Source organism: Corynebacterium liangguodongii (genome assembly GCF_003070865.1).
GTDB lineage: Bacteria > Actinomycetota > Actinomycetes > Mycobacteriales > Mycobacteriaceae > Corynebacterium > Corynebacterium liangguodongii.
The window spans coordinates 416429-437269 of record NZ_CP026948.1 but is presented as its reverse complement, the minus strand read 5'-3'; the positions used below and the strand labels follow the sequence as shown (position 1 = coordinate 437269).

Here is a 20841-nt window from a genome sequence, read left to right as displayed (position 1 = left end):
ATACCCTTCCCCCGATTTACGCAATACTTGTGTGACGTTTAAGAGTAGACGGCCTCCACACGCCAGCTCCCGCGCGTCCACGCCAGGAGCCAGCCGCACGTCTCCTCCCCGCTTCCCCGCGTGCTTCCTTGCGCGCTCTCCCGCGTGCCGACGACCTGCATCCGCGCCACCTTATTCGGCGCTCTCGTCCACCACCCCGCATCCACCGGCCAGGGCCCCGCCCACCCTGTGACGAGGTATCTCCCCTCCCCCCAGGCCAGAGCGTAGGGCTCGGCGGTCAGCAGCACTTCAGCGCTCACCCCGACGGGGCGTCCCCCCTGGTCGATGAGCCTCACGCGCGAGGCCGGGTGGTCTACTCCCCCGCCGAGGCGCGCGGGGAGCGGCGGCGGGATCTCCCCTGGCCACGGCCGGCCGTCCGGACCCGGCGCGTCCTCGCCAAAAGGCACGAGCTCCACGCGCTCTGCCACCCCGCGCCCGCCGACAAGCCGGGGCTGCACCACCGCGTCGATGCCTAGCTGGGATTGCACCCGCTGCGCCACCCGCAGCGCCTCGTCGCGCGTCGTGCCCGCAGACCACAGCTCGCCGAGAACCTCCGGGGCAGAGAGCTCGAGCGGTTCGAGAATAAGCGAGGTGATCTGCCCCGCCCCGCCGGCGGTGAGCCACCCGTCGAGCTGCCAGCGCACGCGGTCCGCGGTGGCGGATTCGCTCAAGGCCTCGCGGGTGCGCCAGACGCGCTCGACCCGACTGCCGTCGCCCAGCTCCGCAGTGACCTTCAGGCGCAGGCAGACGCTCCCCGCCTCCTTCAGCCGCTCGTGCAAGCCGGCGGCGAGCGCCCGGGCGGCGAACGCGGCGGCATCGACGCGCTCGATCGGGTCTTCCGGGGTGATCGCCACCGCGAGATCCCGCGTCGGCAGTTCAGGCGCGACTCGGCGGTCGGGTGCCGCGCGCGCGATGCGGTGGATATGTGCCCCGCGTGCGCCGAAGCGGGTCGCCATCGCCTGCGGCGGGACCTCGGCCACGTCCCCCAGCGTGGCCAGCCCGAGCTGGCTCAGCGCGGCGAGCGTATCGGCATCGGCTCCCAGCGCCTCCTCCGCGCGCAGCACCTGCAGCGGCTGGGAGGCCAGAAACCGGGCGGATCCGCCCGGCTCAACCACGGCCTGCGCGCGCGTGGCGATCACCGCGGTCGCGATTTCATCAGCAACCCCGGCGCAGGCGTCGATGCCACGGCGCGCGGAGGCATCAATAAGCATCTCCGTGGCGCGGTCTTCGCCACCGTGAAACTTCCCCGCCGCCGCCATATCGACCACGGCGAGTCCCGGGCGGAGGATCTCCACGCTCGCGGCGACATCGTCGAGCCCTGCGGCGAGCCCAGCGAACATACGCCCGTCGCGCTCCGGGTCATCGTCTACCGCCTGAAGCTCCGGGACAAGCGCCTGAGCGTGACGCAGCTTCATCCCGCGGCGCACCCCGCGGGCGCGGGCATCCTGCGAGCAGGCCTTAACCCTGTGCTGGCGCACGATGGCGATAGGTTCTGCCAGCTCACCGTCCGCGTCCAGGCGCGCGGCCTGAACCGGCCAGTCCGGGAACCACACGGCGGCCACGCGCACCTTAGCGCACCGCCTCGAGCGGGGCACGCCCCGCCGCCTGCCCCAGCGTGATCACCGCCGAGGCCGTGCGGTGACCCGCCGCCTCGACCCGCAGGTCAAACCCCGTAATGCGGCCAGAGCCGCGCCCGATGCCATGGAAGCCGACCACCCGCGCGCTCAGCCGCAGCGCCGGGGAAGGCACCTCCGCGTTGACGGTGATAAGCGCCGCCCGGCCACGCCGCACGCGGGCAAGCAGCGGGCGGGCGCGCACCGGGCTCAGCGCGATGCGCTGCGGTAAGTGCAGCACCACGAGGTCGAGGCCCTCAACAAGCACCCCGGCAACGCTCAGCGGGTCGATCCCGGGATCCGGCACAGCGATGACCCGCTCGAGATGGGAGATCCCGGCGTACGACAGCTCCGGCCAGCCCACCACGCCGGCAAAACCGCCCGTCGCGGTGACTGCCTCTAGCATCTCGACAACCAGGGCGGCGGTCTCGCTCGCGTGTGTCACCGCCTGGCGCGGCAGACCCCCGCGGGGAAGGAGAGATCGAAACTGTGAGCCAACTTCTAAGACGTCCCCCGGCGCGAAACGGCGCGGCTCCGGGGCGCCCCCCATAGCCTCTACCCTGGCACGCAGCTGGGCAATCTGGGCGCTGCGGGAAGGTTCCTCCCCCTTCCCCTGAAATCGAATAGCCGTTCCATTCACGCTCTACAGTATGCACCGCGGTCGCGACATGAGCAACGCCGCGTTTCGAACAAATAGCCTAATGCTCGCCCGCCACGCCAAGGCCGGGTTCAGCCTCAACCCGGACACCCCGAACATGCTCCGAGTTGAGGCGGAAGACCCGCGGGTTTACCTCTCCGGGTTTACCTCTCCGGGTTTATCTCTCCGGGTTTACCTGATCCAGACAGCGCCCCTCGGGGCCGAATGGTGCCTAATCCAAATCCCGGTCCGCCGCCCACCGGGTCAGCTGGTGCCGGTTGGAGGTCTGGGTCTTGCGCAGGATGTTCGACGCGTGGGTCTCTACGGTCTTGACCGAGATGAAGAGCTCTTTACCGATCTCTTTGTAGGTGTAGCCGCGGGCGAGTAGGCGCAGGACTTCGAGTTCGCGGCGCGTCAAGGCGTCGACAAGCGGGTCGTCGACCTTGACCGGCTCGCCCGCCGGATCCTCGACCACCCCGCCCGTAGCGAAGGCGTCGAGGACGAAACCGGCCAGGCGTGGGGAGAAGTAGGCATCCCCGCCGTTGACCCGCTCGATGGCCTCGGCGAGCTCGGCGCCGCTGATATTCTTGGTCACGTACCCGCGCGCGCCCGCCCGGATGAGCGCGATGACGTCCTCGGCGGCGTCCGAGACGGACAGCGCGAGGAAGCGGGTCGGCGCCGTGACTCCCCGGATGACGGCGAGGCCTCCGCCGTCGGGCATGTGGACGTCGACAAGCACGACGTCCGGGCGCGCCACGTCGATGCGGGAGATAGCCTCCGCGACCGTGCCTGCCTCACCGACGATGTCGACCTTTGCCGCCAGTTCGGCGCGCACGCCGGCCCGGAACACCGAGTGGTCATCAACCAAAAAGACGCCAACCATACACCCGATGCTAGCTAGTGTGGTGGACATGGACGCACACATCGCACTCATCGGGATGGGGCCGCGCGGGATCTCCACCGTCGAGCGGATCGCCGCGTATCTCGACGGCGTCGCCGCCGTGCCGCAGCTCACGCTGCACCTTATCGACGACTCCGAGATCGGCTCCGGCCGCGTTTGGCGCACCGACCAGCCCCGCGAGATGCGCATGAACACCCTCGCCGGAGCAGTGACGCTGTTTACCGAGCCCGGCGCGAGCGTCGGCGCGGCCGTGCTCGAAGGCCCCACACTCTACGAGTGGATCCAGGCCCTGCGCGGCGAGCCCCTCACTGAACCCAAGGCGAGGCTGCTTCGCGCGCACCCCGTAAGCGAGGCGGTGGCCGAGGGGTTTGCCGCGGAGATCGCGCGCACCCGGGAGGAGTCGAACCCCACCCGGGCGCTCTACGGCGCCTACCTGCGCTGGGTACTCGGTGTCGCGCTGGCGCGGCTGCCGGAAGCGGTGACGGTGGAGCGCCACCGCGCCCGGGCGGTGGGCATAGCAGAGCGAGACGGGCGAGACGAGATCACCCTTGAGACCGGCGAGCGCATCACCGCCGACGCCACCGTGGCCTCCACGGGATGGCTCCTCAACACCTCCGAGGAACGCCTCGCGCGCAGCGGGCACCCCTGGGTCCGCCCCGACAACCCCATCGAGCAGGACGTCGATGCCTTACCGGCGGGCGAGGACGTGCTCGTGCGCGGGCTCGGCATGGGCTTTTTCGACCTGCTCACCCTGGTCACCGCCGGGCGCGGGGGCCGTTTCGAGCCCGCCAGCCTGCGCTACGTCCCCTCCGGCGCAGAGCCGCGGCTCACCGTCACTTCGGGCCGCGGATACCCCTACCTGCCAAAATCCGACTACCGCTCACTGCCGCCGAAGGCCGTGCTCGCGCGGCACAAGGCGCGCCTCGCGCAGCTCTCGCGCGGCGATGCCGAGATCAGCTTCGGCACCCAGCTCTGGCCCGACCTCGTGCGCGACGTCTTCGAGGCCTACTACCGCACCCTCGCCCGCGTGAGGCCGGAGGCGCTCAACGAGGGCGTCGATAAGATTGTGCGCCGCATCGACGACGCCGACCTTGAGGCGCACGCCTCCGCGCACGACATCGAGCGCGTCCCCGCCGCCCTGACCGCAGCGCTCGACGGCGTATCCAGCGAGCCCTTCGACCTCGTCGAGCGCATCACTCCGCTGCGCGGCACCGAGGGGCTCGGCATCGACGAGCTCACGGCCCGCATCAAGGACCTGATGGGGCGCGACATCAGCGAGGCGGCCGCGGGGTGGGATTCGCCGGTCAAGGCCGCCCTGTGGGAGATCCACGGCGCGCGCAAGCCCACCGGCCTGGCCACCGAAAACGGCCGCGCCGCCCCCGACGATACGGCGCTGGGAAAGTTCATGGCCTTCGGCCAGATGGTCGGCTCGGGCCCGCCGCTCTTTCGCACCCGCGAGCTCTACGCGCTCGTCGAGTGCGGGCTCGTGCGCTTCCTCGGCCCGCGGCCCTCGCTCGCGATCGACGAGGCCGGCTACGAGCTCTCCAGCGAGGGGAGGGTGGCGCGAGCGGGCGTACTTGCCGACGCCTTCTTGCCCAACCCCAACCTCTCCCGCACCGCCGACCCGTTCATGCGCTCGCTCCTCAGCGCCGGCCGCGTGCGCCCGTTTAGCCCGCACGGCACCCCCACCGCCGCCCCGGAGACCGACGGGGCGACGAGGCGCGTCGTCCGTGCGGACGGCGAGCTCGACCCCCGGGTTCACGTCTGTGGCATCCCCACCGACAGCCAATGGGCGGACGTCGCCATCTCCCCGATGCCCGGCACGAACGCCCCTTTTCTGCAGGAAACTGACAAGGTAGCGGCCTCGTTGTTGAGTGTCGCAAAACAGCGTAGCATGTAGCGAGCGAGGGCAATTACCCTATCGATTCTATTAGAATGATGGAAAGGTAACATGGCTAACATCGATGTTCTCTGGCAGCCGCTCACCGCGGGTTCGATCGAGCTGAGCAACCGCGTGGTGCAAGCGCCGATGGGTAGGCTGCGCGCCGCAACCGACGGCACCCCCACCCCGATGATGGTGCAGTATTTCCGCGACCGCGCCTCCGTCGGTCTCATCGTCACCGACGGCACATCCCCTTCCCTGGCCGGCCGTGTCCAGTACACCCAGCCCGGCCTCTACGACGATAAGCACATCCCCGCCTGGCGGGAGATCACCGACGCTGTCCACGCCGAGGGCGGAGCGATCGTCGTCCAGCTCATGCACGCCGGCTGGAACACCCACACCAAGGTCACCGGCCTGCCCGTCGAGGCGCCGAGCGCGGTAGCCCACGAGGGCCACAGCCGCGACGAGCAGGGAAACCACCTGCCCTACGAGACGCCGGAGCCTGCCACCGCAGAGCAGCTGGAGAAGGCTCGCGACGAGTTCGTCGCCGCGGCCCGCCGCGCCATCGAGGCAGGTTTCGACGGCGTGGAGCTCCACGGCGCCAACGGCTACTTCCTGCACACCTTCCTGGGCAAGAACTCCAACGTGCGCGACGACGAATGGGGCGGCACCCCGGAAAAGCGCGCCGCCTACCCGATCTCGGTCGCCCGCGCGGTTGCCGAGGAGATCGGCGCGGACCGCCTCGGCATCCGCATCTGCCCCGGCATGAGCATCCAGGGCGTCGACGAGTCCGATGAGGCGCACGGGATCGAGACCTACACCGCGCTCGTCGACGCGCTCAACGAAATCGGCCTGGCCTACATCTCCATCGAGCAGGAGAACCTCAACGGCACCTTCGCCAAGCTCGTGCGGGAGCACTTCGATGGTGTCATCTTCGGCAACGCCACCATCAGCACGCCGGAGACCACCACCCGCGAGGACGCTGCCGAGATGGTCGAGCAGGGCTGGGTCGACGCCGCCGCCGTGGCCCGCCCGATCCTGGCCAACCCCGACCTCATCGCCCGTTGGAAGTCCGGCGCCGAGGAAAATGTGCCCGATCCCGCCACCTTCTACGTCGGCGGGGAGAAGGGCTACAACGACTACCCCGCCCTCGGCTAGAAGGCAAGGCTAGGCTGGCAGCGAAAGCTCGACCTCCGTGCCCTCCCCGGGCGCGGAGGTCACGCTCGCGCTGCCCCCGGCGCGTTCCATCCGCGCCACAATCGATTCACTCACGCCGTGCCTATCCGCAGGCACCGCGCCGACGTCAAAGCCGCGCCCGCGGTCGCGCACAAACACGCTGAGCCGGCCTGCGAGGTGCTCCGCGTACACATCGATGGCATCGGCCCCCGAGTGCTTGCCGGCGTTGACCATTGCCTCGCGCGCCGCTAGCACGATCGCCTCGTTGCCCTCGGTGTAGGCGACGTCCTCGCCGACGGTGACGGGGCGGATGATCACGGAGAACAGGTCCTCGACCTCGCCTGCCGCCCTGGTCAGCGCCGTAAAGACCGTGGCGGGGTGCGCCTTCGTGGCACCGTCGCCGTCGAAAAGCCACGAGCGCAGCTCGCGCTCCTGCCCGCGGGCCAGACGCGAGACCTCGGCGGGGTCCCCGGCACGCTTTTGTATCAGCGCGAGGGTCTGCAGGACCGAATCGTGCAGCTTCGAGGCGATCTCGGCGCGCTGGTCGGCCGCCGCCTTTGCTTCTCTCTCCGCGACGAGCGATGTGGCCAGGCGCACGATGAGCGGAACCACGAGCAGGAGGACCCCGAAGACGCTGGAGAGCACGGCGGCGACGATGCCGAAAAGGCCCGCGTTCTCGCCGAGCACGGCAATGGCGAGCACCCCGCTCATCACCAGCGCGATGCCCGCAGCGAGCGCCGCGACGTTCCTTTTCGACCCCAGGTCGCGGTCGTACGCCTGCCAGGCCACCACCGCACCGACGGCCACCACCCCAACGATGAAGGTAAAGACCGCCCCAAGCCCGCTCGCCAGCGATACCGAGACCAACACTCCCGCCAGGCTCACCGCCACGAGCGTGGTGTTGACCCAGCGCGGCCAGCTCCCCGCTCCCCGCACCGCGGTGCCATCGCGTAGCGGCGCGAGGGCCCACAGCGCGGCATAGAGGATTGGCCCAAGTCCCCCTGCGAAGCTCGCCAGTGCGAAGAACACGCGCACCCACGACACCTCCACCCCGAGGTGGGAGGACAGGCCGGCGGCTACCCCGGCGACGACGCGGCCGGGGCGGCTGCGCACGTAGCGCGGGTAGAGGGAGGCAGTCTGGTCTGGCATGCCCCGATTCTCACACGGCGCTCGCCTCAGGCGCATCAGGGTTTACCCCGAGTGGGAAAACCCGGGGTTTTCCGGATGGTGTGACGAGGCGCGGATACGCCATGCTTAAAGCATGAACACCACGCTTCAGGACATCTGGTCCACCCGCCCCGTACGAATCCCCAAAGACCAGGGCGGCAACGCCGCCATTGCCGGTGTCTGCGAAGGCATCGGCGCCCGCTACCGCATCGACCCCGTCGTCGTCCGCATCGCCTTTGTCGCGCTCACCCTCGTCTACGGCGGGGGCCTCTTTCTCTACCTGCTGATGTGGCTCAACATGCCGCGCTTCGGCATGGATACCTCCCCGTGGAGGGCGATCAACGCACCCAAGGGGAGCCTCGACGCGCACCAGAAGAAGGACCGCGAGACCGGGTGGTGGCTGCTTGTCGGGCTCGTTATCCTCCTGCCGTCGATAAGCGCCGGCGCAGGCGGCGCAGCAGCCTCCTCGCTGGTCACCTTCGCCCTCGCCGGTATCGCCCTCTACCTGCTGCACAACGCGCACCCGGTGCCCCCTGCGGGTCTCGGTGCCCGCCCCGGCGAGGGTACGGTCACCGAGGAGGCGGATACATCCCATCTCACGGCGCCCGAGGGCTACCCCCACCCCGGGGTGGGCTCGCCCCGGCCGCCGAAATGGGACCCGCTCGGGACGGTTCCCGAGCTGTGGCACCTGCCCGATCCGTCGGAAGAGCCTGCGCCCGCGCCTGCTTCGCGGGGTCGCACCGGCGCGCTCGTCGCTCTCGGCACCGTCGCGGTGGCCATCGCGGTGTTCGCCTCCGGCGCGCGATTGATCAGCGTCGACCACTCCGACGACACCTTCACCATCACCGACAACCTCGACGGCTCCTACAACTCGGGCATCGGCACCGCGTCCTTCGACTTCTCCGACATGGCACCCCTGACCGAAGACAAGACGGTGACCATCGATCACGGCATCGGCAAGGTCACCATCACCGCCCCGCGAGATACCCGCGTGATGTTCTCCTGCGACGAGGGCATCGGCGAGCACAACTGCCCGCCCGTGCTTAACGACGCCTCCCCCGGCCCCACCCTCACGCTCGACGTCAACGTCGGCATCGGCGAGATCAGCGTCGTCAGCCCCTAAAAACCCTCCCCCTAGCCGCGGTAACGCCGGGCCTCATAGCTCGTTGATCCGCGCTCATGGCACCGTGCACCTTGCCCCCCAGGGGTGGCGCTACTCCCACTCAATGGTGGCCGGCGGCTTCGAGGTGATGTCGAGCACGACGCGGTTGACACCTGCTACCTCGTTGGTGATGCGGGTGGAGATGGTCTCTAGCACCTCGTAGGGCACGCGCACCCAGTCCGCTGTCATCGCGTCCTCCGAGGCGACGGGACGCAGCACGATCGGGTGCCCGTAGGTGCGCCCGTCGCCCTGGACGCCGACCGAGCGGACGTCGGCAAGCAGCACGACCGGGCACTGCCAGATCTGGCTGTCGAGTCCTGCGCGGGTGAGCTCCTCGCGGGCGATCGCATCGGCCCGGCGCAGAGTCTCCAAGCGCCCCTCGGTGACCTCGCCGATGATGCGGATGCCCAGGCCGGGCCCCGGGAAGGGCTGGCGGTTAACGATGACCTCGGGCAGCCCCAACTCGCGGCCCACCGCGCGGACCTCGTCCTTGAACAGGAGGCGCAGGGGCTCAACGAGGGTGAACTCGACGTCGTCAGGCAGGCCGCCGACGTTGTGGTGGCTCTTGATGTTCGCAGTACCCGTGCCGCCGCCGGACTCGACGACGTCCGGGTAGAGCGTTCCCTGGACGAGGAAGTCCACCGTGTGGTCGGAGAGCACGTCAGAAACCGCCCGCTCGAAGGAACGGATAAACTCCGCGCCGATCGCCTTGCGCTTCGCCTCCGGCTCGGTCACCCCGGCGAGCTTGTCCAAAAATGCCTCGCGCTCGTCCACGGTGACCAGCTTCGCGCCGGTGGCGGCAACAAAATCCTGCTCGACCTGCTCGCGCTCGCCCTGGCGCAGCAGGCCGTGATCGACGAAGACGCAGGTGAGGCGGTCCCCGATGGCGCGCTGAACGATGGCCGCGGCGACCGCGGAATCGACCCCGCCGGACAGGCCGCAGATCGCGTACCCCTCGCCCACCTGCTGCCTCACCTGCTCGACGAGCTGGTCGGCGATGTTGGAGGCCGTCCAATCCTGCTCAAGCCCGGCGATGTCGGTGAGGAAGCGGGTGAGCACATGCTGGCCGTGCGGGGAATGCATGACCTCGGGGTGGTACTGCACGCCGGCGAAGCGCTTCTCCGCGTTCTCGAACGCCGCCACCGGCGCGCCCGCGGACGACGCCGTCACGGTAAAGCCCTCCGGTGCCTGGGTCACGGAGTCGCCGTGGCTCATCCACACCGGGTGCTCGGTGGGCAGGCCGCCGTGGAGCACGCCTTCGGTGGTGAGCACGGTGGTGCGCCCGTATTCGCGCTTGCCGGTTTCCTCCACCGTGCCGCCGAGGGCCTGCGTCATCACCTGAAAGCCGTAGCAAATACCGAACATCGGCACGTCGAACTCGAAGATCTCAGGGTCGAGCTGCGGGGCGCCCTCCGCGTAGACGGAGGAGGGACCTCCCGAGAGCACGAGTGCCGCGGGGTTGAGCTCGCGGACCTCGGACGCAGTGATTGTCGACGGCACCACCTCCGAGTACACCCGCGCTTCGCGCACCCTGCGCGCGATGAGCTGGGCGTACTGGGCACCGAAGTCGACGACGAGGACGGGGCGTTGCTGGGGCTTCTGGGCTTGAGTCACAGTGTCACATACTAGCCGACGGGCCCGCTGCCCCTCCCCTACGCACGCACCTAGCGCGAGACCGTCAACCCGACCTTCTGAAACGACTTCACGTCCGTGTACCCGCACTTCGCCATGATGCGGCGCAGGCCACCGACCAGATTCGTCTCGCCGAAGGGATCCGAGGACGGGCCCTTGAGCACCTGCTCGAGAGGGGCCGGGGCGCCGCCCAAATCGATACGCTCGACAGAGCCGCGCGGGAAGCGCGGGTGCGCAGCCGCGTGCTCCCAGTAGTAGCCGCGGGCCGCCGCCTCGGCGGCCCGCGCCAGCGGGCGGCCGAGCATCACCGCGTCAGCGCCGCAGGCGATCGCGGTGGCGATGTTGCCGCTGTTGGCGATCTCCCCGTCGGCGACGACGTGAACGTAGCGGCCGCCCGTTTCGTCGAGGTACTCGCGGCGCGCGGCGGCGACGTCGGCAATCGCAGTTGCCATGGGCACGCCGAGGCCGCCCGTCGAGGCCGAGGAGACTGTCGAGGACCCGACGATGATGCCCGCCGCCCCGGAGCGCATGAGGTGCATCGCCGTGGTGTAGTCGTAGAGCCCGCCCGCGATGACGGGGACGTCGAGGGAGCCGATGAATTCCTTTAAGTCGAGCGGTTCTCCACCCCGCTGCACGTGCTCGGCGGAGATGATGGTGCCCTGGATAAAGAGGATCTCGGCGCCGGCCTTAATCACCACAGGGGCGAGCTCGCGGGCGTTTTGCGGGGAGACCCGCACGGCAACGGTAACACCGGAGTCGCGCACCTGGGCGATGCGCTCGGCGAGCAGGTCGTGGTCGAGCGGGGCGGCGTGGAGGGCCTGCAGCGCCTTCGTCGACTCGCGCCCACCCTTGAGGATGTCATCGTAGGTCCACTCTCGCGGATCGAATTCGGGCGGAAGCACGCTGGCGATGGCGTCGTCAAGCGAGGCGTGCCTGGCCAGAATGCCTTCGGCGTTGAGCACGCCGAGCCCGCCGAGCTTACCCATCTCGATGACAAACTCCGGGCTGGCCAGGGCGTCGGTGGGGTGGGATACCAACGGGATGTCGAAGGTGTAGGCATCGATGTTCCAGGTCGTATCCACGTCCGAGGACGACCTCGTGCGCCGCGAGGGAACCAGCGAGAGCTCGCCTAGCCGGTAGGCGCGGCGGGCCTCCCGGCCGATCCCGATTTCTACGTAGTCGCGCATCTGCTTGCCTTCCTAGCCACGGTAGTTGGGTGCCTCGACGGTCTGCGTGATGTCGTGCGGGTGCGACTCGCGCAGCCCGGCGGAGGTGATCTGCACAAACCGCTTCGTCTGCAGGTCCTCGATGGTCGTCGAGCCGGTATAGCCCATCGCGGCGCGCAGGCCGCCGACGATCTGGTGGGTAATGGCGTCGAGGTCGCCGCGGAAGGGAACGCGGCCCTCGATGCCCTCGGGCACGAGCTTGTCCTCGCTAGCAACATCGGCCTGGAAGTAGCGGTCCTTGGAAAAGGAGCGCTTCTCGCCGGTGAGCCCGCGGCCCTGCATGGCCCCCATCGAGCCCATGCCGCGGTAGCGCTTGTACTGCTTGCCGCCGACAACGACGATGTCGCCCGGCGCCTCCGCCGTGCCGGCGAGCATCGAGCCGAGCATCACCGTCGACGCGCCGGCGGCGATCGCCTTGGCCACGTCGCCGGAGTGCTGCATGCCGCCGTCGGCGATGACGGGCACGCCCGCGGCCTGGGCTGGCACGGAGGCCTCGAGGATCGCCGTGATCTGGGGCGCGCCCACGCCGGCGACGACGCGCGTGGTGCAAATCGAGCCCGGTCCGATCCCCACCTTGATCGCATCGGCTCCGGCCTCGATCATCGCGGCGGCCGCCTCGCGGGTGGCGAGGTTTCCGCCGATGACGTCGACCCGGTCGCCGAAATCGCGCTTGACGCGGGAGACCATCTCGAGCACGCGGTTGTTGTGCGCGTGGGCGGAATCGACCACGAGGGCGTCAACCCCGGCCTCCACGAGCAAGCCCGCGCGCTCGTAGGAGTCGTCCCCGGTACCGATGCCTGCGGCGACGAGCAGGCGGCCCTGGCTGTCCTTCGACGCGTTCGGGTACTGCTCCGATTTGACGAAGTCTTTGACCGTGATCAGCCCGGTGAGCTTTCCTGCGTCGTCGACAATCGGGAGCTTTTCGACCTTGTTGGACGACAACTTGGCCAGCGCCTCCTCCTTCGAGACACCGTCGCGGGCGACGACGAGCGGCATCGCCGTCATCACCTCGGAGACGGGGCGATCGAAATCGGACAAAAACCGCATGTCGCGGTTGGTGATAATGCCCACCAGGGTCCCCTCGGAATCAACCACGGGCAGGCCTGAGATGCGGAAGCGCGCGCACAGCGTATCGACGTCCCTAATCGTCATCTCGGGAGAGGCGGTCACGGGGTTGGTGATCATCCCGGACTCGGAGCGTTTGACAATATCGACGTGCTCCGCCTGGTCCGCGGCGCTCAAGTTGCGGTGCAACACGCCGATGCCGCCCTGGCGCGCCATGGCGATGGCCATGCGCGACTCCGTGACCGTATCCATCGCCGCCGACGCGATCGGGATGCCGAGGCGGATGTTGCGGGTGAACTGCGAGGACGTGCTCACCTCGGAGGGCACGATGTGCGACTCGGCCGGCAAGAGCAGGACGTCATCGAAGGTCAGGCCCCGCAAAGCCACCTTGTTCGGGTCGTCTCCACCTGTAGCTACTCGTTCGCTGGCCATGAAACCGCCTCTCCCCTGTGACTGCAAAAGGTTCACCTCGTACGTTTCACGTCATGATATACCGCTGCTGGGGCTGCCACATACCCACAGGTGAATTGCCCCGCTTATGGCAAGCGAATTAGGGTAGGCCAGTGTGAACTACGACGATATGATGCCGCTCGACCCTTTCAAGGACGACCCGAACGACCCGGCATCGTTCATCGAGGACGACGAGGTCGTTGAGCCGCTCAGCGCGGAAGAGCGCGTGAGCGTGATTCGGGACCTCGCGCAGGTGCGCGAGTTCAAGGAGGTCCTGCGCCCCCGCGGCATCCTCGGCATCTACTTCGAGTGCGAGGACTGCCGCGAGATGCACTACTACGACTGGGAGATCATGGAGCAAAACATGCTGGCCACGCTCAACGGCGAGCTGCCTCCAGTGCACGAGCCGAGCGCCCAGCCCAACGTCGAGGCCTACGTGCCCTGGGATTACGCGCTGGGCTACCTCGACGGGCTCGACGCACGCTAGGGGCGCCCCTACTCCGCGGTGCCCGGCGCGGCCGAGGAGCTCGGCGTGCCCGACTCGCCCGCCGCCGGTGCGGTGGTCGGCTCGGAGGCCTGCGCCGAGGTCGGCTCCGAGGGCCGCGCCGCGGGGGTTGCGGTGACCGTGGCGGTGACGGTGAGCGTCTGCGTGACGGTCTCGGTCGGCGCCGGCGAGGACGGTGCGGGCGCGGAGGGCTCCGCAGGCTCCGCGGGGGCGGGCTGCGGTGCGGGTGCGGTAACCGTGTGCGTCACCGTCACCGAGTCCGCTTGAGCCTCGGGCCTCGCCGGGGACCCCATGGATTGGACGAGGTCGCGCGCCTGCTCGAGCAGGCTGCGGGACGCCTCCCGGTCGCCGGATTCGCTGGCGATCTTGAGCTCGTCGAGCGTGCTGGCGAGCTCGACGACGTTGCCGCGCTCCCCGAAGACCTGGCTGGAGGGGCCCCACAGGGCGGAGCCCGGCTGGGCGTTGTAGAGCGCCGCGCCCGAGCCGGCGACGATCACGGTGGCGGCCGCAGCTCCCATCAGCCCCGCTGCGAGCGGGCCCGGCCCGCGGCGAGACGCAGGGGCGGGCGGGAGATCGAACTCGGGTGCGGCGGGCATTGGCTCATCGACGTCCGCCCGCAGCTCCAGCAGCGCAGCCGCGAGCGGGTCGCTGCCTTCTGAGGGGTCTACGCCGCGAGAGAGCTCGGTGAGGAACCTGTCGTCGTCGAAAAGCGGCCGCAGGTGCGGCGTGACGTCGTCTGCCTCAGATCGAGAGTGACGCTTCATCGCTCCCCCCTTCCTCTAGTGCCTTGCGCAAGGTCGCCAGCGCGCGGTGCTGCGCGACGCGCACCGCGCCAGCGGTGCCGCCGACGGCCTGCGCAGTTTCTTCTGCCGACAATCCCACGAACACACGCAGGATGATGATGTCTCTTGCTTTATCACTGAGTACATCGAGAAGCTGGCGCACTCTGTTACTTCCATCCGCCTCTAAGATCGCCTCCTCGGGCGTCGCCGTGGCGTCATCTGCGGAATCCGGTACCTGCTCCGTGGGGGTGAGCTTGTCGCGCGCCAGCGCCCGGTGAGCATCGGCCACCTTGTTAAACGCGATGCCGTAGACGAAGGCCATGAAAGGCTTGCCCATATCGACGTAGCTGCCCACGGATGTCACCACGGCGAGGCAGATTTCCTGGGCGACGTCCTCCGGCGTCGGCATCCGGCCCCCGCTGATCCTGGCGCGGGCGTAGCGCAGCACCCTGGGATGGATCGTGCGCACGAGCTCGTTGAGGGCCCCGGGCTCGCCGGCCGCGGCGCGCCTGGCCAGGCGCGCGAGGTCATTGTCCTCCTCTGTCGCCACGGGGCTCCTCTCTATCTCTGAACTTCCCGCCGTGCCTGGGCGGGGCCGGGCGCTGATTCGGGGCCGAAGCGGGCCCAGATCCGCGCTGATCCTACCCGCGCGCGGGAGAGCACGCCGGGTATCCAAGAATTCACCGACGTTTAACCTTAATCAAACTCCCAGCGTGTTGCCAATATTTCCGCCCGCTTTTCATGCTTTCAAGCTTGGCGTTACCGCCGGGAAACTTGCAGTTAACCCGGCCGTACTTAACTTCTTCCACGTGCAACGCCTCCGTTGCTTTCGTTGGAAATCGACGCGCGCCACGCGCGTCGCCGTGGAGTAAGGAGCCTCAAACGTTATGTCTCAACCTCAGCAGCTGCCCGGGCCGAACGCGGATTTCTGGGATTGGCAATTGCACGGCGCGTGCCGTGGAGCAGCTTCCGAGGTTTTCTACCACCCCGACGGCGAGCGCGGCCGCGCCCGCATCCAGCGCGAGAACCGCGCGAAGGCGATCTGCTACAACTGCCCGGTCCTCGCGCAGTGCCGCGACCACGCACTGCGCGTCGCGGAGCCCTACGGCATCTGGGGCGGCCTGAGCGAGTCCGAGCGCCACGCCATCCTGCGCGGCACCGGGTCGCGCACCTCGCTGCCGGTCGCGGCGGTATCCGCGAAGTAGAACGCGCACGGCAAAAGGCCCCGCCGAAGCGGGGCCTTCTTTCACGTCCGCGTGCGCGGCACCTGCCACTCCTAGTGGTGGTGGTGGCCGTGCCCGTGATCGTCGTCGTTTTCCGCAGGCTTCGTCACCACGGAAGCCTCCGTGGTAAGCACCATGCGGGCCACGGAGGCGGCGTTGACCACCGCGGAGTGGGTCACCTTCACCGGGTCGATGATTCCCTGCTCGATGAGGTTGCCGTACTCCAGCGTCGCGGCGTTAAAGCCCTCGCCGTTGGGGCGGTCGGCGACCTTGGACACAACGACGGCGCCGTCGAGCCCGGCGTTGTGCGCGATCCAGTACGCCGGCTTCGTCAGCGCGCGTGCGACAGAGAGCACGCCGGTGCGCTGCTCGCCCTCGAACTGATCGGCAAAGGCCTCGAGCTCGCGGGAGATCTGCACCAGGGCCGAACCGCCGCCGGCGATGATGCCCTCCTGCACGGCCGCGCGGGCGGCGTTGATGGCGTCTTCGACGCGCAGCTTGCGCTCGTTGACCTCGGTCTCGGTGGCGGCGCCGACGCGGATGACCGCCACGCCGCCGGAGAGCTTGGCCAGGCGCTCTTCCATCTTTTCCTTGTCCCAGGTGGAATCCGTCGCCTCGATCTCGCGGCGGATCTGCGCGCGGCGCTCCTCAACCGCCTCAGCGGTGCCCGCGCCGTCGACGATGACGGTGTCGTCCTTGGTCACGGTGATGCGGCGGGCGGAACCGAGGTGTTCCAGGGTGGCGTCCTTGAGGTTAAGGCCGACCTCCGGGTCGATGACGGTGGCGTCGGTGACCACGGCGAGGTCATCCATGAACGCTGCGCGGCGCTCGCCGAAGTACGGCGACTTCACGGCAACGACCTTCAGCGACTTGCGGATGGTGTTGACCACCAGCGTCTGCAGCGGCTCGCCCTCGACGTCCTCGGCGACGATGAGCAGCGGCACCGATTCGGTGGCCACCTTCTCCAGCAGCGGCAGGAAGTCGGGCAGGGAGGAGATCTTGCCGCGGACGAGCAGCACTCGGGCGTCATCAAGCACGGCCTGGCCCGCGTCGGGGTCGGTCATGAAGTAGGGCGAGAGGAAGCCCTTGTCAAAGGAGATGCCCTCAGTGAGGTCGACGTAGGACTCGATGGACTGGGATTCCTCGACGGTGACCACGCCGTCCTTGCCCACCTTCTCCATCGCGCCGGCGACCATCTCGCCGACCTCCGGGTCGCGGGAGGAGACGGTGGCGACGTTCGCGATCTCGCCGGTGGACGAGACCTCGGTGGCGCGGTTAACCAGCTCTTCGACGGCCTTGTCCGCGGCCGCCTTAATGCCCTTGTTCAGCTCGATCGGGTTGGCTCCAGCAGCAACGTTGCGCAGGCCCTCGGCGATGAGCGCCTGGGCGAGCAGCGTCGCGGTGGTGGTGCCGTCGCCGGCGATGTCGTTCGTCTTCACCGCGACGGACTTCACCAGCTGAGCGCCGAGGTTTTCGAAGGGGTCCTCGAGGTCGATGTCGCGGGCGATGGTGACGCCGTCGTTGGTCACGGCCGGGCCGCCGAACGCCTTGGCAAGGACGACGTTGCGGCCGCGCGGGCCGAGGGTGACCTTGACCGCGTCGGCGAGGGTGTCCACGCCGCGCTGGATGCCCTCGCGGGCCTGTTGATCAAATGCAATGAGTTTTGCCATAGTAGGCGATCGCCTCGCTTCTACTTCTCGACGACGGCGAGCAGGTCACGGGCGGAGAGCAGGAGGTAGTCTTCGCCGTTGTACTTCAGCTCGGTGCCGCCGTACTTGGAGAACACGACGGTGTCGCCCTCCTTGACGTCCACGGCGATGCGGTTGCCGTTGTCGTCGAGGCGACCCGGGCCGACTGCGATGACGACGGCTTCCTGCGGCTTCTCTGCGGCGGAGTCGGGGATGACCAGGCCGGAAGCGGTGGTGGTCTCCGCCTCAGCGATCTGCACCAGGACCTTGTCCTCGAGCGGCTTGATGTTAACGTTTGCCATGATCGATCAATGACCTTTCGTGATGGTGTATCTCTCTTCTGATCGGTTTCCATCTCGCGGCAGCCGTCGTCGCGGGTAAACAACTGTGCTCAATGCAACCTATTGGCACTCTACCCGCGAGAGTGCTAACTGACAACACGTACAAGCGGCACGTCGACCTCCAACGAGGTATCCGTGCCCACCCCCAGATCCGACGGCCCCCAACCGGCGCGGATGAGCTCGGCGGCCAGGGCCGCGACCATCACACCGTTGTCCGTACACAGCGCCAACCGGGGCACGCGCAGCTCGATCCCTGCTGCGGCGCACCTTTCCTGGGCCAGCTCGCGCAGCCTCCCGTTCGCCGCGACACCCCCGCCGATGAGCAACACCTCCGCGCCCGTATCCTCGCAGGCCATGACCGCTTTGCTGGTCAGCACATCGCACACCGCCTCCTGGAAGGAGGCGCAGACGTCTTCGACGGAGATCACGCGCCCCTCCCGCTCGGCCGCCTCGACGTAGCGGGCAACGGCGGTCTTTAGCCCGGAGAAGGAAAAATCGTAGCGGTGCTCCCCGCGCAGGTCCTCCGGCTTGCACAGCCCGCGCGGGAACGGGATCGAGGGCTGGCCCCGGCGCGCAAGCGTATCGACGACCGGCCCACCCGGGTAGCCGAGCCCGAGCAGGCGCGAGACTTTGTCGTAGGCCTCGCCGGCGGCGTCGTCAAGCGTGCTGCCCAGCTCCCGCATGGGCCTGCCCACGGAGACGACCTCGAGCAGCTGCGTGTGCCCGCCGGAGACGAGCAGCGCCACGGAGTGCGAAAGCTCGCCGGCCCCGTCGAGGTTGGCCACGGCGACATGCCCGCCTAGGTGGTTGACCGCGTAGAAATCCACTCCCCACGCGGCCGCGTACGCCTTCGCGGCAGAGGCGCCGACGAGCAGCGCCCCCGCCAGACCAGGGCCGACCGTCGCCGCGACGCAATCCGGCTTGTCTATCCCGGCCTGCGCCAGCGCATCGGCCATGACCTGCGGCATCGCCTCGAGGTGTGCGCGCGAAGCGATCTCGGGCACCACCCCGCCGAAGCGGGCGTGCTCGTGCATGGAGGAGGCCACCGAGTCCGCGAGGATCGTCATCGTGCCGTCGTCTTTCAGCTCGACGATGCCCACCGCTGTTTCGTCACAGGACGATTCGATACCAAGGACGATCATGTTCCGGGGTCCCTTTCGTTGCTTGCGTGCCGCATCATGGAATAGGCATCCGCGCCCGAGGGCTGATAATAGGCCTTTCGAGTGGCCAGGATGGAAAAGCCGTAGCTTTCATAGAGCGCGATCGCCGCGGCGTTATCGGTGCGTACCTCCAAAAACATCGGGCCCCCGGCGAGGTCCGCAGCGTGGACGAGCTGATCCATCAGGGCCCGCCCGATGCCGCGCCCCTGGTGCGAGCGCGCCACCCCAATCGTGTGCACCTCGAATTCCGGGTCCTCCCTCGGCCCGAGCATGGCCAGGCCCGCGTAGCCGACGAGCTCATCGGCTTCGAACGCGCCCACGTAGAAGGTGTATGGGTGGGCGAGCTCGGCGAGGAAGACATCGCGCGACCAGGGCGCGTCGCCGGCGAAGAGGTCCGCCTCGATCGCGGCGAGTGCGGCGGCGTCGCCAGCCGCCAGCTCGCGAAAGCGCACTACGCATCCCCCAGGGCTTGCGTATCGACGTCCGGAATCGCCCGCGACTTCGGCCCCCGCGCCGGGGGCACCGCGTCCGGGCGGCGCAAATAGTGCGCCACGAGCGGGCCGGGCCGCGCCGCGAGGTCCGCGGCGGCAACCAGCCCGGCCGGCCGCGGCGCGCAATAGATCACCTTGGCGTCGTGGGCGGGCAGCAATCCTGCGAGTTCCTCGGGCACGCTCAGCATTTCCACCCCGATGGTATCGACCTGCGACGGCGCGGTCACGTGCGGCCCGGAGACCCGGCGCCCGCCGGAATACCTCGCCCAGTAGACCTCGCGGCGGCGCGCGTCCGTTACCACCAGGCATTCCGCGCCGCTCTCACCGCACGCACAGCGCGCCACCGCATCGTGCGTGACCACTCCGTGCACCGGCACCCCGAGGGCCTGCCCGAACGCCTGGGCCGTGGCCATGCCGACGCGCAGTCCTGTAAACGGGCCCGGCCCGCAGCCCACGACGATCGATTCGATATCGGCGAACGAGGCCCCGGCTTGCTCGAGCAAGCCATTGACCGTGGGCACAAGACGCTCGTTGTGCGCTCGGGTGCGCGTGACCGATTCCGCCAGCGCCCGCGCTAAGGCCTTGGTTTCTCCGGCCTCACCCGCCTCCACGACGCCGGCGACGAGGTCCGCCGTTGCAGTATCGATCGCGAGAACAATCACAACGCCACCTCCCCGCCGCGGCTAGGAGGCAATCCCCATCGTCCAGGTGCCGTCTTCGACGAAGAACGGGATGGCCGCATCGATCCGGAAAGACTCGGTTTGCGGCACCGTGCAGATGTTGACCGCGTTGAGGTTGACCGGATCGAGCATGACATCCCCGCTCTGCCGCGCGGGCAGCAGCACCATGTAACCGCTCTCCCCGCCAAGGTCGAGCTCGGATGCGTCCAGGCCAAACGCGTCGAGCTTCGCGTCGATCATCTCGGCAGGCTCGTTCGGGCACAGCATGGTGTAGCCCGCGTACTCCTCACCGTAGATGCGGGCCGGGTTGACCAGCTCGCCCATCACGGCGTCGCTCTTCGCCGGCTCCGAGAGCTGCAAAGCCTTCTCCAGCGAGTTGGGGTAGGCCGCGGCGGTGGTCCCCCGGCTCAGCGGGATGAAGATGATGGCGACGAGCACAATGAGCCACAACGCGAGCGCCAGGCCAACCCAGCGGCGGTTGATGTTGGAAAGCTTCAGCATGCCCTAGAGCCTACATCGGGCCCGGCTAGCACCCCACCATCTCCCACGAGATGAGGCGGGCCTGGGAGTCGGGATCTTGCCCGGCTAGGCTCTCGCGGTCGAGTCGCACGACAAGGTAGCGGGAGGCAATGGATTCCACCACACCACCGCCCCATTCGGCGACGACGACGGCCTCGCTGAGCTGCGCGTCTAAATCGAGGGCATCGAGCTGCCCCAGCGGATCGCCCACAGAGCCCTCGCCGAGGAGCCGGTAGGCGTCGACGTGGATGAGCGACGGGCCCTCACCGAGGGGCTTGTGCTCCCGGGCGATGATAAACGTCGGGCTGGTCACCCTGCCCCGCACCCCCATACCCGCGGCGATGCCCTGGGTCATGGTGGTCTTGCCCGCCCCGAGCGGGCCATCGAGGATCACCACATCGCCCGCCTCGAGTGCGGCGCCGAGCTCACGGCCAAGCCGCGCGGTGTCCTCCGCGCTCGGGCACATCCTCGAGCCGCGCTCGGGAAAATCCGCCTTCACCTG

General features: G+C 68.7%; 21 protein-coding genes. 5 read left to right on the top strand and 16 right to left on the bottom strand.

The annotated features are described in order from the left end of the window. Positions 1–38: 38 nt before the first annotated feature. The 3 genes from C3E79_RS02140 to C3E79_RS02130 form a co-directional block, all read right to left on the bottom strand. On the bottom strand, positions 39–1607 hold the full coding sequence (locus tag C3E79_RS02140) for a DNA polymerase Y family protein (protein ID WP_108403428.1): 1569 nt from the start codon (positions 1605–1607) through the stop codon (positions 39–41). Between the two features lies 1 nt (position 1608). Next, the gene (locus C3E79_RS02135) at positions 1609–2097 is read right to left on the bottom strand and encodes a hypothetical protein (protein WP_235840549.1); all 489 of its coding nucleotides are present in this window, start codon (positions 2095–2097) and stop codon (positions 1609–1611) included. Between the two features lie 424 nt (positions 2098–2521). Beyond that, complete coding sequence (locus C3E79_RS02130) at positions 2522–3172, bottom strand: LuxR C-terminal-related transcriptional regulator (protein WP_108403426.1); 651 nt, start codon at positions 3170–3172, stop codon at positions 2522–2524. A 28-nt stretch (positions 3173–3200) separates the two neighbouring features. On the opposite strand from C3E79_RS02130, the gene C3E79_RS02125 reads away from it, so the two are divergent. Both C3E79_RS02125 and C3E79_RS02120 read left to right on the top strand, forming a co-directional pair. Beyond that, entirely contained in the window at positions 3201–5090 is a 1890-nt protein-coding gene (locus C3E79_RS02125; protein ID WP_108403425.1) for an FAD/NAD(P)-binding protein, read from the top strand. 51 nt (positions 5091–5141) lie between these two features. Beyond that, a complete protein-coding gene (locus C3E79_RS02120) occupies positions 5142–6230 on the top strand; it encodes an oxidoreductase (RefSeq protein ID WP_108403424.1) in 1089 nt (362 codons plus the stop codon). A 9-nt stretch (positions 6231–6239) separates the two neighbouring features. Here the strand turns inward: C3E79_RS02120 and C3E79_RS02115 are convergent, their stop codons facing one another. Next, positions 6240–7397, bottom strand: a complete 1158-nt coding sequence (locus C3E79_RS02115; protein WP_179948303.1) for an ATP-binding protein — start codon at positions 7395–7397, stop codon at positions 6240–6242. Positions 7398–7509: 112 nt separating this feature from the next. Here C3E79_RS02115 and C3E79_RS02110 point away from each other — a divergent pair, with 112 nt between their 5' ends. After that, positions 7510–8538, top strand: coding sequence for a PspC domain-containing protein (locus tag C3E79_RS02110; protein WP_108403422.1), 1029 nt, complete (start codon positions 7510–7512; stop codon positions 8536–8538). Positions 8539–8628: 90 nt separating this feature from the next. Here the strand turns inward: C3E79_RS02110 and guaA are convergent, their stop codons facing one another. From guaA to guaB, 3 genes are read right to left on the bottom strand one after another with little or no spacing between them, the layout of a single operon-like run. Continuing rightward, a complete protein-coding gene (gene guaA, locus C3E79_RS02105; protein WP_108403421.1) occupies positions 8629–10191 on the bottom strand; it encodes a glutamine-hydrolyzing GMP synthase in 1563 nt (520 codons plus the stop codon). 50 nt (positions 10192–10241) lie between these two features. Further along, a complete protein-coding gene (locus C3E79_RS02100; RefSeq protein WP_108403420.1) occupies positions 10242–11396 on the bottom strand; it encodes a GuaB3 family IMP dehydrogenase-related protein in 1155 nt (384 codons plus the stop codon). Between the two features lie 12 nt (positions 11397–11408). Further along, on the bottom strand, positions 11409–12932 hold the full coding sequence (gene guaB, locus C3E79_RS02095) for an IMP dehydrogenase (protein ID WP_108403419.1): 1524 nt from the start codon (positions 12930–12932) through the stop codon (positions 11409–11411). 148 nt (positions 12933–13080) lie between these two features. Between guaB and C3E79_RS02090 the strand changes: the two genes are divergently transcribed. Then, positions 13081–13437 (top strand): DUF5319 domain-containing protein, encoded by a 357-nt coding sequence (locus C3E79_RS02090; RefSeq protein ID WP_108405002.1) that lies wholly within the window; start codon positions 13081–13083, stop codon positions 13435–13437. A gap of 8 nt (positions 13438–13445) precedes the next feature. On the opposite strand, the gene C3E79_RS02085 is transcribed toward C3E79_RS02090, so the two are convergent. Both C3E79_RS02085 and C3E79_RS02080 read right to left on the bottom strand, forming a co-directional pair. Further along, complete coding sequence (locus C3E79_RS02085; protein ID WP_108403418.1) at positions 13446–14219, bottom strand: hypothetical protein; 774 nt, start codon at positions 14217–14219, stop codon at positions 13446–13448. After that, positions 14197–14787: a sigma-70 family RNA polymerase sigma factor gene (locus tag C3E79_RS02080; protein WP_108403417.1), complete on the bottom strand. Its 591-nt coding sequence runs from the start codon at positions 14785–14787 to the stop codon at positions 14197–14199. Before C3E79_RS02080 ends, C3E79_RS02085 begins: the two co-directional genes overlap by 23 nt. 337 nt (positions 14788–15124) lie before the next feature. On the opposite strand from C3E79_RS02080, the gene C3E79_RS02075 reads away from it, so the two are divergent. After that, on the top strand, positions 15125–15442 hold the full coding sequence (locus C3E79_RS02075; protein WP_108403416.1) for a WhiB family transcriptional regulator: 318 nt from the start codon (positions 15125–15127) through the stop codon (positions 15440–15442). 71 nt (positions 15443–15513) lie between these two features. Here C3E79_RS02075 and groL read toward each other — a convergent pair whose 3' ends face one another. The 7 genes from groL to tsaE form a co-directional block, all read right to left on the bottom strand. Next, on the bottom strand, positions 15514–17130 hold the full coding sequence (gene groL / locus C3E79_RS02070; protein WP_108403415.1) for a chaperonin GroEL: 1617 nt from the start codon (positions 17128–17130) through the stop codon (positions 15514–15516). Positions 17131–17150: 20 nt separating this feature from the next. After that, positions 17151–17450: a co-chaperone GroES gene (gene groES / locus C3E79_RS02065; RefSeq protein WP_108403414.1), complete on the bottom strand. Its 300-nt coding sequence runs from the start codon at positions 17448–17450 to the stop codon at positions 17151–17153. A gap of 125 nt (positions 17451–17575) precedes the next feature. Beyond that, a complete protein-coding gene (gene tsaD, locus C3E79_RS02060; RefSeq protein WP_108403413.1) occupies positions 17576–18631 on the bottom strand; it encodes a tRNA (adenosine(37)-N6)-threonylcarbamoyltransferase complex transferase subunit TsaD in 1056 nt (351 codons plus the stop codon). Continuing rightward, the gene (gene rimI / locus C3E79_RS11550; protein WP_108403412.1) at positions 18628–19101 is read right to left on the bottom strand and encodes a ribosomal protein S18-alanine N-acetyltransferase; all 474 of its coding nucleotides are present in this window, start codon (positions 19099–19101) and stop codon (positions 18628–18630) included. Before rimI ends, tsaD begins: the two co-directional genes overlap by 4 nt. Further along, a complete protein-coding gene (tsaB, locus tag C3E79_RS11545; RefSeq protein WP_108403411.1) occupies positions 19101–19802 on the bottom strand; it encodes a tRNA (adenosine(37)-N6)-threonylcarbamoyltransferase complex dimerization subunit type 1 TsaB in 702 nt (233 codons plus the stop codon). The genes rimI and tsaB overlap by 1 nt, the downstream gene beginning before the upstream one ends. A gap of 21 nt (positions 19803–19823) precedes the next feature. Then, positions 19824–20321 carry a hypothetical protein gene (locus tag C3E79_RS02045; RefSeq protein WP_108403410.1) on the bottom strand — a complete coding sequence of 166 codons (498 nt, stop codon included), beginning with the start codon at positions 20319–20321 and terminating at the stop codon, positions 19824–19826. 25 nt (positions 20322–20346) lie between these two features. Next, on the bottom strand, positions 20347–20838 hold the full coding sequence (gene tsaE, locus C3E79_RS02040) for a tRNA (adenosine(37)-N6)-threonylcarbamoyltransferase complex ATPase subunit type 1 TsaE (RefSeq protein WP_108403409.1): 492 nt from the start codon (positions 20836–20838) through the stop codon (positions 20347–20349). Positions 20839–20841: the final 3 nt, after the last annotated feature.

Coding starts and splice junctions, on each gene's coding strand:
- C3E79_RS02115 (WP_179948303.1), bottom strand. CDS start 7,397: ATGCCAGACCAGACTGCCTCCCTCTACCCGCGCTACGTGCGCAGCCGC.
- tsaD (WP_108403413.1), bottom strand. CDS start 18,631: ATGATCGTCCTTGGTATCGAATCGTCCTGTGACGAAACAGCGGTGGGC.
- groL (WP_108403415.1), bottom strand. CDS start 17,130: ATGGCAAAACTCATTGCATTTGATCAACAGGCCCGCGAGGGCATCCAG.
- C3E79_RS02120 (WP_108403424.1), top strand. CDS start 5,142: ATGGCTAACATCGATGTTCTCTGGCAGCCGCTCACCGCGGGTTCGATC.
- C3E79_RS02045 (WP_108403410.1), bottom strand. CDS start 20,321: ATGCTGAAGCTTTCCAACATCAACCGCCGCTGGGTTGGCCTGGCGCTC.
- C3E79_RS02100 (WP_108403420.1), bottom strand. CDS start 11,396: ATGCGCGACTACGTAGAAATCGGGATCGGCCGGGAGGCCCGCCGCGCC.
- C3E79_RS02110 (WP_108403422.1), top strand. CDS start 7,510: ATGAACACCACGCTTCAGGACATCTGGTCCACCCGCCCCGTACGAATC.
- C3E79_RS02075 (WP_108403416.1), top strand. CDS start 15,125: ATGTCTCAACCTCAGCAGCTGCCCGGGCCGAACGCGGATTTCTGGGAT.
- groES (WP_108403414.1), bottom strand. CDS start 17,450: ATGGCAAACGTTAACATCAAGCCGCTCGAGGACAAGGTCCTGGTGCAG.
- C3E79_RS02130 (WP_108403426.1), bottom strand. CDS start 3,172: ATGGTTGGCGTCTTTTTGGTTGATGACCACTCGGTGTTCCGGGCCGGC.
- guaB (WP_108403419.1), bottom strand. CDS start 12,932: ATGGCCAGCGAACGAGTAGCTACAGGTGGAGACGACCCGAACAAGGTG.
- C3E79_RS02090 (WP_108405002.1), top strand. CDS start 13,081: ATGATGCCGCTCGACCCTTTCAAGGACGACCCGAACGACCCGGCATCG.
- C3E79_RS02125 (WP_108403425.1), top strand. CDS start 3,201: ATGGACGCACACATCGCACTCATCGGGATGGGGCCGCGCGGGATCTCC.
- C3E79_RS02085 (WP_108403418.1), bottom strand. CDS start 14,219: ATGAAGCGTCACTCTCGATCTGAGGCAGACGACGTCACGCCGCACCTG.